The sequence below is a fragment of the Marseilla massiliensis genome (assembly GCF_023336985.1).
GTDB classification, from domain to species: domain Bacteria; phylum Bacteroidota; class Bacteroidia; order Bacteroidales; family Bacteroidaceae; genus Prevotella; species Prevotella intestinigallinarum.
Map to the genome: position 1 here is coordinate 163,196 of NZ_JAMBLP010000004.1, position 13,484 is coordinate 176,679.

Sequence of the window (13,484 nt, forward strand, 5' to 3'; positions counted from 1 at the left end):
TTGGGTTTTTGGGAAAATGAGGCCAAATGCGTGTGGTCTGGCTTTGTCGCACGCTTGATGCCGATGCTTCCGGTCGTTGCGCTCCTTGTATGTTTCGCCTTGCCGTGCACTGCCCGGCAGGGTGGATTCACCGTTCGTGGCCGAGTGGTCGATGCGCTTTCGCGCAGGCCGGTGCCGTTCGCCGTGGTCTCGGTCTACGGCGAGTCGGGCCATGGTGCCTCGGCCGACAGCCTTGGCGTGTTTGCCATCAGTGGCGTCACGCCAGGCATGCACCGCCTTTCTGCCAGTTGCATGGGGTATAAAGACATTGTGTCCGACGAGTTTCTTGTCTCTGCAACCCTCCCGCCTGTGGTTCTTGAGTTAGAGGAAGACGCATCGGTTCTGGCCGGTGTCACCGTCAGTGCCACGCCGTTGCGCATAGACAAGGTAAGCCCTGTGAGCCTTCATCTCATCGGCATGGGCGAGATAGAGAAGAGCCCGGGCGGCAACCGCGACATATCGCGCATTGTCCGCTCTTACCCCGGTGTGTCGTTTTCGCCCATCGGCTATCGCAACGACCTCATCGTGCGCGGCGGTTCGCCGTCGGAGAACCGCTTTTTCCTCGACGGCATCGAGATACCCAACATCAATCACTTTGCCACGCAGGGGGCCACGGGAGGCCCGGTGAGCATACTCAATGCCGACTTCATACGCGAAGTGCTGTTCTATACCGGCGCTTTCCCTGCCGACAAGGGCGGGGCGCTCAGCTCTGTGCTCGACATAAGGCTGCGCGACGGCAATGCCGAGGGCAACAATTTCAAGGCAACCCTCGGTGCTTCGGAGGTGTCGCTGAGCGCGTCGGGGCATGTGGGGCGGCGCACCACCTATCTCTTCTCCGTCCGCCAGTCGTATCTGCAGTTGCTGTTCAAGATGATCGGCCTGCCGTTTCTGCCCAATTTCATCGACGGGCAGTTCAAGGTTAAGACACGGTTTTCCGAGCACGACGAACTGACGGTGCTCGGGCTGGCCGGCATAGACGACATGAAGCTGAACACCGACGAAGAGGGTGAGGACGCGGAATACCTGCTCAGCTACCTGCCGCGCATCAAGCAGAACACGTTTACCGTAGGGGCTGCGTATAAGCATTACTCGGGCCGCAACGTCACCACGGTGTCATTGGGCTACAACTATCTGTATAACAGCAACCTTAAATATCGCGACAACGACGACTCTTCGCCCGACAACCTTACGCTCGACATCTCTTCGCACGAGCGGAAGGTTTCGCTCAGGGCCGAAAACCGCACGTACGGCGAACGTTGGACTGTGGCCGAGGGGGCCGACGTCTATTATGCGCGGTATGACGACAATTCCTTTCAGCGGCTTTATGCCGCCGGCGGGCGGACAGACCGCAGCCAGTCGGCTGCCATTGGGATGGTCGGCTGGGGGGCGTATGCCTCCGCCCGCTACAAGAGCAGCGACGAACGGCTGACGGCTTCGGCCGGTTTGCGTTTCGACGGATGCGGCTATTCGTTGCCCATGGCCCGCGTTTGGGACAATGTGTCGCCAACGCTGTCGGTGTCGTGGCGTTTCGTTCCGTCGGTGGCGCTCAATGCGGCAGTGGGCCTATACCACCAGTTGCCGCCTTACACTGCGCTCGGCTACAAAGCCTCCGACGGCAGCTATGCCAACAAGGGGTTGCGGTATATGCGCGTGGCCAATGCCAACGTCGGGGCAGAGTGGAATGTTTCACAAGCCATGGTGGTTTCGCTTGAGGGGTTTTACAAGCAGTATTCGCGCTTGCCGCTGTCGGTTGCCGACGGCATTCCGTTGTCGTGCAAAGGCAACGATTACGGCATTGTTGGCAACGAACTGCTCACGTCTACGGCCGAAGGCAGGGCTTTCGGGCTTGAGGCGTCGTTGCGCTGGCAGAAGCCGGGCCGATTTGTGTCGGTGGCTTCTGTCACGCTGTATCGCAGCGAGTTTCGTGATGGAAGCAAGGGTGGGGCGTATGTGGCGTCGGCATGGGACAACCGTTTCATCGCCAACGTTAGCGGTACCTACGAGTTGCCGCGCAACTGGAGCGTTGGTGCAAAGCTGAGTGCCATTGGCGGTGGCCCGTTCACGCCGTATGATGTCGATAAGTCTTCGCTGGTTGAGGCTTGGGATGCGCAAGGCAGGCCCTATCTTGACTATTCGCGCTACAACACCGGGCGCCTCGATGCGTTCTGCCAGCTGGACGTCAGGGTCGACAAGAACTACTACTTCCGCAGTTGGCGGCTCGGCATATATGTCGATTTGCAGAATGTTACCAAGAGTGTGTTGCGCCAGCCCGACGTGCTTATGAGCACGGGGATTGTTGAAAACCCAGGTGCACCGGTAGCTGAGCAACGCTACCGCATGAAGTATCTGCCGCAGGAGAGCGGCACACTGCTGCCTACCATCGGCCTAACAGTTGAGTTCTGACGGGCGCCCGAATCTGTCCGCCGGTGTTTGTGTCTCTCTGTCATTACATGTCCGGGGGTGCCCATAGCCCGCAGCCTGTGGGCTGTGTTGCCTTTGTGGGTGGCGTTTTTTTTGCTTTCTGCCGTTTATGTCTCGATGCGTTGTAGGGGTGGCGGGCTGCGTCCGCCATGGTGTTACGCGCGAATTTGCCATTGGCGCGGCCACAGTCGCTTCACCCATCAGCTACGATGACGTGCTGATTGCGGCGGGGGGTAATTCTATTAGTGCTGTTTGTATGATGCTCAATGGCATCTATGAAAAAATAAAACCCTGCCGCTTGCGCGAACAGGGCTAATGAAAGGAGGAGTGGTACCACCAGGAATCGAACCGGGGACACAAGGATTTTCAGTCCTTTGCTCTACCAACTGAGCTATGGCACCATTGTTTTTCGTTTGCGGGTGCAAAGGTAGTCATAATTTCCGAGACCCGCAAGAATTGCTAAAAGAATTTCATTCGGTTAACTTCTTTTAAATGTTTGCAGCCCGTTTTGCCTCTGTCGATCGTTTAATTCCAAAACTGTTCCACACTCTCTTTGGGCTGATTGTACAGCGGCATTGCCTGATTGGAATCGGCCTTAGCTTGAGGCTATGTTGCATAACGGATGCCTTCGGGCGGCTTTTAGGCTCAGTGAAGGCTATATGAATGTAGAAACAGGCATCTTGCAGCATGATCGCTGATTGGGCAAAATTGTACCTGCAATGGTTGATATGGGGGTAATTGCAATGGTGGGCGGATGTTTCTTGCCATCTTTCTTGGTGGATCGTTTGTTTAGTGTTACTTTTACGAATGAGTTATGTTAGATGTCCGAAGCAATCTTTTGCATTATATTTATATGGTTCGTTTGGCTTTTTCGGCACTATCGTGTGTCTCGGGAAAGTCTCCCCGTGGGCCTGTTACGAGCTACGTTCTTGCCGTAGGCTATCCCGGGGGTGGGCGTCTGATGTTAGTCCTGTTCATGACATGCTACATGTATCTTCAGTTCCCGAGTTCATTTTACAAGGATTGTCGGTTGGCAAGAATGCCGGCGTGTCTAAACTTGGCCATGGGGTGGCGGCTGGATTATGTGGGTTTATTTGCAACATGGCCGGAAAGGGTGTTTACAGTCTGCTTTCCAGGGCGTATTACTATGTCGGGAGCATTTGCCGGGACATGGATGATATAAAGCGTGCAGTTGCATTTTATCGCAAGGCAGCCGAAGAGATAGTCGATGACAGAGACTTTGGGCTGAAGAGCAATGCGTATTCTCAGATTGGAAGGTTGATGATGCTTCAGTCTGATTGCAATATGGCAGCCCGGTATTATTGTTTGTCTTACCAAACCGATTCGGCCCGGAGAGACACCACGGCCATGGTGCATTCTTTGCTGTATATGTCTATGTCTTACCAGAGGGAAGGCAGGTTTGATGATGGCGTAAGTTGTCTTTATCGGGCTGTGGCTTTGGGTGAGAAAGCAAAATTGGGCTTGCGGTATGATGCTTACCATCGGCTGAGCCTGTTGCTGTGTGATAGTGGTGATTACAATCAGGCTTGGCGCTATGTTCAATACCCCTTGCGTTTGGCTGATTACGGCGACCGCGATGCTGTATGCGCAACGGCCATGGACATCTGCGTGCATACAGGCAGGATTGACTCTGCCCGCGTTTTATGCAAGCAGTTGATGCAGAGCAACTCTGCCTACGCACGCCGGTATGCTGCAAATGCCTTGGTCAAGATTTCAGGCATGAGCGACCAACATGGCAGTGCCGCCAAATATATTGATTCTTATGTCTTGTCTTCCGATTCTGTAGATATGCTTGAAAGCTGTCTTGATATGTCCGATGCATTGCCAACAACTGAGCGTTGGGTGGTGGATGATGAGATTTCATTACTGAAAGCCGACCTCCACGACAGTCGTGTGGTTTTGCTTGACGTTTCTTCGTTGCAGGGTGTTGTGACGTTGTTTCTTTTTTTTGCCAATGCCAGATACGGGGCCATGCGGCAAAAGCATGGCTTAGGGATTGCCAAATTGCAAAATAAAGAAACAGATTTCATTGTTCAAAGCGGTGATAAGATGATTGAAGCCTCAGCTGAAATTAGGCATTTGATGCAGAAATTGCACGAGTCCGCTTGCATACGTGAAGAGCTTGAGGCAGAGGTGGCCCAACATAAAGGCCGATTGCAGGCGTCAAAGGAGGCAAGTAGCAGTGAGGCAGTAATGAGAAACGTACGCGACTCCCGGCTTGTCGGCTCCGAAGCGTTTGCCTTGGCCAAGAGCCGTGTGGCAGTGTCAAAGCCTTTGTCACAAGCCGAATGGTTGCAGGCAGAAGAAGAACTCGGGTGTATACTGGTTGGGTTTAAGGAGGCTTTATGCAGTGCCCATAACATCAGTGAGCATGAATACCGCATTTGCCTGCTGGTAAAAATGGGGTTCTCAAACAAGGAAATAGGTATACTTATTTGTCGTGCGGCAAATGCTGTTTCGCTGGCGCGCAAGCGATTGTATAAGAAACTTACCGGACGTGACGGCACCGCTTCTGATTTTGATGATTTGATTAAGTCGTTGTAAATGAGGTTACTATACAGATTGCTGAGCCGCATGTGAACGTTTGAAGGCAAAAGTGAACTTTTTGTGAACAAGATTTTTCGCCGGTGTAGCGGCAATAATATATTTTTGCATCGACGCCACCAACTATGTTTAACAAAAGGTTTAGTTTATGAGCAACCGCTTAATGTATATTTCCCATCGCTTCATTGGCTTTACGCCTACGTGCAACCAAGCCACGGATGTTTTGACGTATGCCGATTCTGTAAGGCAAACATGCAGTTTGGGTGGCAAGTTGCCTTCGGTCGGTTGGGGCTTTAACCGTAGTTTCACTTTGTTCACCGCCGAATTGCCCATGGTTGAAAAGGTGGCATGGCATAAGGCCGGCCGCACTGTTAGTCGGCCTGTTATATATTTAACATTCAAAGTCGGGGTTTTGGATAAAGGCAAGGTGAATATCCGCTGTCCATGTTTGTGAAACTGCCTATTTGTTTACTTTATTATTAAGAGGTCTATTTATAGAAATATAACGATATAAGTATGTAGTCATGAAACAGATATTTTTATTTTTGATGCTATGTATGCCGGTCTTTGTCTTTGGCGAAGGGTTGGCACCAGATTCATCGATGGTTGATTCGACCGGAACCGTGCATTATGACAAGTTGACTAAATGGTATTATAGAGTGTATGACAGGTGGGAAAGTGAGGTAGAGGCATCGTTCACTTATCCCCAACACAACCTTACACCGTGGTTTTTCTTTTCAGGTATCACTGTAAACCCCGTAGGGCGGCTTACTGTTGGGGCGTCTTACGTGTTTTTCCTCGGGTTGTACCATCCTGAAGGCGAGAAGCGCTACCTTACTTCCCACGGCATTGGCGGCAGCTTGGGTTACCGTCTGTTCCAGGCCAACCACGACAGGTATTTATTCAAAAAAGACTTTGTCGTTGAGCTGCGTGTGCGCTATGCCCACAGCTTGGGTGGGCGATGCGACCTTGAATACAACCTATACGACGCTGGTCTCCTTTTTTATAATAAACGCCATAAGCGCATTCCGTACTTCACAATCGGTTATCGCAATGTAGACTCCCGTACGGATGGCATACGAAACCTGAATGCCCTCTATCTCTCGATAACGTTGCGATAAGATGGCATAGGGCGTTGTTTGCCCTGAGCCTACCCGGCCTGTAAGGCAATTGCCTTGTTGCAGGTTCAGCCTCTGCTGCCATCGGTGACATGGTGTCGCCGATGGCGCATTGCTTTTATTGGCTTCTTGGTCATCGCAGGCCATGCTTTTCCATCGCATTGACGTGCGTATGCGTGCTGCACACATGCTTGTTGGCGTAAGCCCTGGCTTAAATTGGGGTTGGCTCTTTTTGCTTACGGGCCTACGCTTGCGGTAAGGGGGCGTGGTGACGGTGCAGCCGCTTCATTTCAGTGACGCCCTGATGCGGCTCAGGCTCACCGGCGTTACGCCGAGATAAGAAGCCAGGTGCTCCAGCGGAACGCGGCGCAGCAGTTCCGGGTGGTTGGCCATAAGTGAGCGGTAGCGCTCGGCCGCAGTGGTAAACAGTTGCGGAATGAGCCTTTCTTCGGTGCGCAGCATCTCCTTTTCGGCAAACCGCCGTCCCCAGTTGGCAATGTTGACGTCGTCGGCAAACAGGGATGTCAGCGTGGCATGGCGCAGCACGTAGAGCACCGTGTCTTCGATGCACTCAACGCTCTCGTAGCCCGGCAGCCCGCTGACGTAGCTTTTCATCGACACCACCGGTGTGCCCTCGGCGCCGAGCCAGAAAGTTATCTCGCGGCCTTGTGTGCTCACAAAGGCCCTCACTATGCCCTTCTTGATGAAAAACACATTGCGCTCGGTCTTGCCCGCGCGCAGTATTCGCGTGCCTTTGGCGTATGCCACTTCTTCCATGCAGGCCGCCATGCGCTCCATCGAGTCGGCAGGCAGCGGGTGGATGGCGTTTATGATGTCGCTCTTGTCCATTGTCTCAGTTTGTCGTTTGTCGTTTCCTTCGGTTGCGGTGTTGTCTGGTTGTGGCGTGTTGCGGCCGTCCTTGCTGCCCGCCTTTGGTGAGGTTTAAGCTGTGGTGTGTGCCGGGCAGGCGTGGTCGGCTCTGTTTTCGTTTGTCTGGATCCCGTTTCCCTGAAGCATGGTCTTGTTGTATGAGCATCCGGCTTTTGTCTTTTTCCAATGCCTGCCTGACCGTTTTTTGCGTGACATGGCGCGCGGTGTAGCAAAGCAAGATGGCATAGTGGCAGGCAGGGTAGGTAGCCCGGATGCTCCGCAGGCAGCTTCTTATCAAATGTAAAGTGTCGCGACGGCATTTTTCATTACCTTTGCAGCCGAAAACAAGCATTGGTAAAAAATAGCAAGACAAATGAGTTGGATTATTCTTATCGTGGCCGGTCTTTTTGAGTCGGCCTTTGCCTTCTGTCTCGGCAAGATGAAGGGGCAGGCGGGCATTGAGTATTATATGTGGGGAGCCGGCTTCATCGTAAGCCTTGTCATGAGCATGCTGCTTCTGGCCAAGGCTGTCCACACGCTGCCCATTGGCACGGCCTATCCCGTTTGGACAGGCATTGGTGCGGTCGGTACGGTAGTTCTCGGCATAGCCTTCCTTCACGAGCCCGTTTCGGCGGCGCGCATTTTCTTCATCGTCACCCTCATTGGGTCGGTTGTCGGGTTGAAGATGAGCTGACGTCACGGCAGGTAACATTTTCTTACAATGTCCGGGCAACCGGCCGTGTGCCCTTGTCCGGCATTGCCATTTGGCCCGTTTGGCAGTCTGGCATGGCCCGTTTTGACTGCTGATACGGGCTGTTTTGCCATGCCAAACGGCCCATGTTGCAACATGTTGCCAGTCAGGCGGTTGCCACTCAGGCGCCTGACGGTGAAAAAACATTGCAAATATGGCAACCGTGTGCGAGGCTGTGGCGGCTTGAAAACGAAAGGGCCGGGCGGCCTGCCTTTATGGCACTGCCGCCCGGCCGGTGTTCATTTGAGTGGGTTCCAGCCCTGCGCTTTCAGGTCAAACTCGTTGCCGTCGCGTGAGACGAGCACCCGGCCGAGACTCTCTTTCGTGATGTGGCCGATGAGCTTCACGTCGTCCATGGCCTCAATCTTCTCGTGGTCGCCTATTGGTACGGTGAACAGCAGTTCGTAGTCTTCGCCCCCGTTCAGGGCGCATGTGGTCACGTTCATGTTCAGTTCCTCGGCCATCACAGCCGTCTGGTAGTCTATCGGCAGGTTCTTCTCGTAAATCCGGCACCCCACATGGCTCTGTGTGCAGATGTGGGTGAGCTCGCTCGACAGCCCGTCGCTTATGTCCATCATGGCCGTGGGGCGCACCCCCGCCTCGCGCAGGCGGGCAATGATGTCGCCTCGGGCCATGCCTTCGAGCTGCCGCTGCAGCAGGTATTCGCGGCCGGCAAAGTCGGGCTGGAAGTGTGCCAGCTGCTCCAGGGCCCGCTTGTCGCCTCGCTTCTTGGCCTCGTCCACCTGCTGGTAGTACACCGATTTCTCGCGTTCGAGCAGTTGCAGTCCCATGTACGCGGCCCCGAGGTCGCCCGATACGCACACCAGGTCGGTGTCTCTTGCCCCGTCGCGGTAGACGATGTCGGCCGCGTCGGCCTCGCCGATGCACGTTATGCTTATGGCCAGTCCGGTGAACGACGACGTGGTGTCGCCACCCACTATGTCCACTCCCCAGCGGTCGCAGGCTGCTCTCAGTCCGGCATACAGCTCGTCCATGTCTTCCACGGTAAACCTCTTGCTTAGCGCCAGGCTCACCGTGAGCTGCCTCGGTGTGCCGTTCATGGCAAACACGTCGCTGATGTTCACCTGTGCGGCCTTGTATCCCAGGTGGCGCAGGTCGGTGTATGTGAGGTCAAAATGCACCCCCTCCATCAGCAGGTCGGTCGTTACGAGCACCTCCTTGTCGGGGTAGTGCATCACCGCGCAGTCGTCGCCGACGCCGCGCAGTGTCGATGCGTTCTTCGGCTTGATGCCTTCGGTGAGGTGGCGGATAAGCCCAAACTCACCAAGCTTGGCAATTTCGGTCATCCTCTGTGCCTCCCCTCAAGCCCTGTTTATCATCTCGCGCATAATCTCGGTCATGAGCGGCTGAGCCTTGTTGGCCGCTTCCTGCACCTCTTCGTGGCTCACCTCTACCGGCGTGTCTTCGAGTCCGAGGTCGGTGATGATGCTTATGCCAAAGGTACGGATGCCGCAGTGGTGGGCAACGATGACCTCGGGCACGGTGCTCATGCCCACGGCGTCGCCGCCGAGCCGGTGGTACATCTTATACTCCGCGGGCGTCTCGAACGTCGGGCCCTGCACTCCTACATACACTCCGTGAACCACCCGTATGCCCTTTTCGGTCGCAATGGCGTCGGCTTCGGCTATGAGAGCCTTGTCGTATGTCTCGTGCATGTCGGGGAATCTGGGCCCGGTGGGGAAGTTCTTGCCCCTGAGCGGGTGCTCGGGGAAGAAGTTTATGTGGTCGGTGATTATCATCAGGTCGCCTATCTTGAACTCCGGGTTCATGCCGCCCGAGGCGTTGCTCACGAACAGCGTGCTGATGCCGAGCTCATACATCACCCTGATGGGGAACGTAACCTCCTTCATCGAGTAGCCTTCGTAGTAATGGAAGCGCCCCTCCATGGCCATGATGTCTTTCCCTCCGAGCTTTCCGAAGATGAGTTTCCCGGCATGTCCCTCTACTGTAGATACGGGGAAGTTGGGTATGTCCTTGTAGTTGAACTCGTAAGAGTCAGTTATTTCTGAAGCTAATTGTCCCAGTCCGGTGCCCAGTATTATCGCTGTCTTTGGGCTTGTTGTCATCCTTTGCTTTAGCCAGGATGCTGTTTCTTGAATTTTTGCGTACATATCCTATTATGTTTTCGTTGAAATTGTCTTCTTGTTCGAGCATGAACCTGATGTGAACCGGCAGCACATATATGGCCTTTCTCACCTCGTCGGTCAGCTCTTTCAGCCCGGCCAGCCTTGCCGCGTCCTTTTCCGTCGTTACGATGAGCCTCGGTGCGGGTGTGGCCTCGAAGGTGCGGTTTATCCGGTTGGCGTCTTCGGCGGTGAAGTTGTGGTGGTCGGCAAACGTCAGCGGGCGTATGTCGGGGCACAGCGGCGCCAGGTCGAGCATCATTTGCTTGGGCGATGCGATGCCCGTCAGCAGCACTATGTGCTTCTGTTTCCTCAATGTCTCTATGCCCAAGGGGCGCCCTCCGGCCAGCGGGTGCAGGTCGCCGTAGTCGAGCCTGGTGAAGTACAGGTGCTGGTATGGGTACAGGTCCATGGCCTTTGTTATCACCCTGAACTCCATCGGCTTCAGGTCGGCCGGGCATTTCGTGATGATCACGATGTCGGCCCTGTTCTTGCCAGACAGCTGTTCGCGCAACCTGCCGGCCGGCAACAGCTTGTCGTAGATGATCAGGCGGTGGTAGTCGACGAGCAGGATGTTGATGCCCGGCTTGACATACCGGTGCTGGAAGGCGTCGTCGAGCAGCACCACGTCGATGCCGTCGGCCGACTTGTCTTCTGTCAGGCGGCGTATGCCGTGGCGCCGGTCGCGGTCTACGGCCACGGTGACGTCGGGAAACTTGTGCTTCATCTGGTAAGGCTCGTCGCCGATGGTGCTTGCTGTCGCCGTGCTGTCGGCCACCACATAGCCCCTTGTCTTCCGTTTGTAGCCCCTGCTGAGCACTGCCACGCGGCACTTATGGCGCAGCAGGTCTATCAGGTATTCCACGTGTGGCGTCTTGCCGGTGCCTCCCACGGTTATGTTGCCTACCGAGATGACTGGCACGTCGAAGCTTTCCGACTTGAGCACACCCAGGTCGAAGAGCGCGTTGCGCACCCTTACGGCCAGTCCGTAGAGCCAGCTCAGCGGCAGCAGCCATTTGTTTATCCTGATGAAGTCGCCTTCCATTTACTTTATTGTTATCATGTATGGCATCCGGGCCTGTATCGCGTTGTGCCTGTTGATGTCTTTTATCAGTTTGAACGGGGCGTAGTATTCGCCCAGGGTCTGGCGCAGTTGCTCGTCGAGATAGTTGCCGTTGGCCGACGAAACGGCCATTATCTGCTCCATCCATGTGGGTTGTGCAGGGTAGGCGGCAGTGTTGTAGTCGGTCAGCTTGGCCAGTTCGGCAGCTTTGGCCACGGCGTCGTCAATCCCTCCGAGCCCGTCGACGAGCTTGGCCTTCAGGGCGTCTGAACCGAGCCACACCCTTCCCTGCGCTATGCTGTCAACGTTGGCGGTGCTCATCTTGCGGCCTTCGGCCACTCGCTTGATGAAGAGCCGGTAGCCGCGGTCTATGTATGCGTTGAGGTAAGCCATTTCCTCGGCATTGAACGGGCGCGCCATGGTGCCGAAGGCACTGTGCTTGTTGGTCGTTACCTCGTCGAACTTGATGCCCAGCTTGTCGGTGAGCAGCCCGCTGAAGTCGGGGAACATGCCGAAGATGCCTATCGAGCCGGTCAGCGTGGTGGGCTCGGCGTATATGTAGTTGGCGGCGCAGCTGAGGTAGTAGCCACCCGAAGCGGCCATGCCGCCCATCGACACCACCACGGGCTTGCGTTCCCTTAGCTTCGTCACGGCGTGCCATATTTGCTCCGAGGCGTACGCGCTGCCGCCCCCCGAGTTTACTCTCAGCACCACGGCCTTTACGTCATCGTCGTCGGCCAGCTCCTCCAGGTCGCTGCAAACCTTGTCGCCTGCTATGCATGCCTCGGTGTTGATGCCCCCGGGGTTGGTGTCCACCACATCGCCGTAGGCGTAGTATACGGCCACTTCGCCGCCCTTGCCATTGTCGGCTCCGGGCAGGTTTTTCATGTCGGCCAGCGTCAGCTGGTTTATCTTCCGGTCGGCGTCGATGCCGAGCAGGCGCTTTATCTCGCCCTTGACGTCGCTTGCGTATACCAGCTTGTCAACCATCTTCATCTTCACCAGCTCCTCGGCGGCAGCCAGCGTGACCATGCTGTCGGCATAGGCGTCAAGCCGTTGCTTGCTCAGCTTGCGGCTTTGTGCCACGTCGGTGAGCATGGTGTCCCAGATGCCGTTGATGTATGCGGCCACCTGCTCGCGGTTGGGGCCGCTCATCTTGTCGGCCGTGAACATCTCGGGGGCGCTTTTGTACTTGCCCACCTTGGCCAGCTGCATCTTCACCCCGAACTTGGCCATGAGGTCTTTGAGGAATATCGGCTGCGCGGCCAGGCCCCGCCAGTCGACCACGCCCTGCGGGTTGAGCAGCACCTTGTCGGCCACCGAGCATATATAGTAGGTAGACTGCGTGTATGCGTCGGCGTATGCCACTATCCATTTGCCGCTTTCCTTGAAGTCGGCCAGCTGCTTGCGTATGGCTTGCGTCGATGCCGGCGAGTCGGGAACGAACATGCCCGCCTCGATGTATATGCCCTTTATGTTGTCGTCGTCCTTGGCCTTGCGTATGGAGTTGAGCACATCCTCCAGCCCCACCACAGCCGGGGCGTTGCCCGTTATCTGGCTGAACACGTCGTCTTCGGAGCGCTCCTGCATGGCGCCGGAGAGCGACAAGACGAAAACGGAGTTGTCTTTTACCTTCGGCTTGCTCTGCTCAGAGGCCAGCATGCCTATGAGCGATATGATGCCGAGGAACATCATTACAGCCGAGACTGCTATTATGCCGGTCACAGTGGCAAGGGTGTACTTCAGAAAGTCCTTCATAATCAATCGTTGTTTTTATACAGTTAGAAAATCATAGCGTGCATTGAGGTCCGTTCCCCGCCCGCAAGAGTTATCCCGGGGGCGGTTGGGTGGGTTGGCGTCTGAGCAGCATAACTTTTGCAAAGATAGCAAATTTTCCTTCGTTTCGTGTAATAAATGCATGAAAATATGCTGTTTCCTGTTTTTTGTTACTTGTAGGCCGGCCTGTCGTGCCAATGTGTCGGCGCGGCCACAGGCAGCGGCAGGCGGAACGTGGCGGCCGGTATTTTTTGTTTACACCGGGGCTTTCCCACGCCATTCCGCCATGTTTCGTTTGCCGGTACGGCCCGTCTTGCCCTTCAGGACGGCCCGTTTTACCCTCCCGTACGGCCCGTTTTGCGATGTCAAACGGGCTTAATTGCAACGCGCTGTGGCCCAGATGGTTGCGTGCTGCCGAAGCTTTGGCGATAAGTTCTTACATCCGTAGGCCTGCTGCCGTGGAAAGATGGCGCCGGGGCGGGGCTGTCGCGGCCGTTGGTGCCGCCCTTGCCGGGGCGCAACCCGTTCGACCGTGCTTTGTGGTGTCTGCCGTATTGAAATGTGGTTTAAACCTCGCCGAAATGTATAGAAAATCCCTAAAAAAATTGATAAATGTACAAAATCAAGCGATTTTCTGCCGTTGTATGTATGCAGATTGGAGAAAGTGTTGTATCTTTGCACCGACAAAACAACACTGATCATGTTTTCAGAATAGTTAATAATATAGTTTTAGTTAG

General features: G+C 55.2%; 9 protein-coding genes and 1 tRNA gene. 4 read left to right on the forward strand and 6 right to left on the reverse strand.

What is annotated here, in order from left to right; genetic code table 11:
• Positions 1-57: 57 nt before the first annotated feature.
• Entirely contained in the window at positions 58-2,442 is a 2,385-nt protein-coding gene (locus tag M3089_RS04790; protein ID WP_249082200.1) for a TonB-dependent receptor, read from the forward strand.
• A gap of 346 nt (positions 2,443-2,788) precedes the next feature.
• On the opposite strand, the gene M3089_RS04795 is transcribed toward M3089_RS04790, so the two are convergent.
• Positions 2,789-2,861: transfer RNA gene (locus tag M3089_RS04795), tRNA-Phe, on the reverse strand.
• 769 nt (positions 2,862-3,630) lie between these two features.
• Here M3089_RS04795 and M3089_RS04800 point away from each other — a divergent pair.
• Both M3089_RS04800 and M3089_RS04805 read left to right on the forward strand, forming a co-directional pair.
• The gene (locus M3089_RS04800) at positions 3,631-5,025 is read left to right on the forward strand and encodes a hypothetical protein (protein WP_249082046.1); all 1,395 of its coding nucleotides are present in this window, start codon (positions 3,631-3,633) and stop codon (positions 5,023-5,025) included.
• Positions 5,026-5,627: 602 nt separating this feature from the next.
• Positions 5,628-6,146 (forward strand): hypothetical protein, encoded by a 519-nt coding sequence (locus tag M3089_RS04805; RefSeq protein ID WP_249082050.1) that lies wholly within the window; start codon positions 5,628-5,630, stop codon positions 6,144-6,146.
• A 282-nt stretch (positions 6,147-6,428) separates the two neighbouring features.
• Here the strand turns inward: M3089_RS04805 and M3089_RS04810 are convergent, their stop codons facing one another.
• On the reverse strand, positions 6,429-6,992 hold the full coding sequence (locus M3089_RS04810) for a Crp/Fnr family transcriptional regulator (protein ID WP_249082052.1): 564 nt from the start codon (positions 6,990-6,992) through the stop codon (positions 6,429-6,431).
• Positions 6,993-7,386: 394 nt separating this feature from the next.
• Between M3089_RS04810 and M3089_RS04815 the strand changes: the two genes are divergently transcribed.
• Entirely contained in the window at positions 7,387-7,707 is a 321-nt protein-coding gene (locus tag M3089_RS04815) for a DMT family transporter (protein WP_249082054.1), read from the forward strand.
• A gap of 296 nt (positions 7,708-8,003) precedes the next feature.
• On the opposite strand, the gene thiL is transcribed toward M3089_RS04815, so the two are convergent.
• The 4 genes from thiL to sppA are packed head-to-tail and all read right to left on the reverse strand — an operon-like array spanning position 8,004 to position 12,729.
• Complete coding sequence (gene thiL, locus M3089_RS04820) at positions 8,004-9,071, reverse strand: thiamine-phosphate kinase (protein ID WP_205108927.1); 1,068 nt, start codon at positions 9,069-9,071, stop codon at positions 8,004-8,006.
• 15 nt (positions 9,072-9,086) lie between these two features.
• Complete coding sequence (locus tag M3089_RS04825) at positions 9,087-9,896, reverse strand: purine-nucleoside phosphorylase (protein ID WP_249082056.1); 810 nt, start codon at positions 9,894-9,896, stop codon at positions 9,087-9,089.
• On the reverse strand, positions 9,781-10,953 hold the full coding sequence (gene lpxK, locus M3089_RS04830) for a tetraacyldisaccharide 4'-kinase (RefSeq protein ID WP_249082058.1): 1,173 nt from the start codon (positions 10,951-10,953) through the stop codon (positions 9,781-9,783). The genes M3089_RS04825 and lpxK overlap by 116 nt, the downstream gene beginning before the upstream one ends.
• Positions 10,954-12,729: a signal peptide peptidase SppA gene (gene sppA / locus M3089_RS04835; RefSeq protein WP_249082060.1), complete on the reverse strand. Its 1,776-nt coding sequence runs from the start codon at positions 12,727-12,729 to the stop codon at positions 10,954-10,956. It lies immediately after the preceding gene.
• Positions 12,730-13,484: the final 755 nt, after the last annotated feature.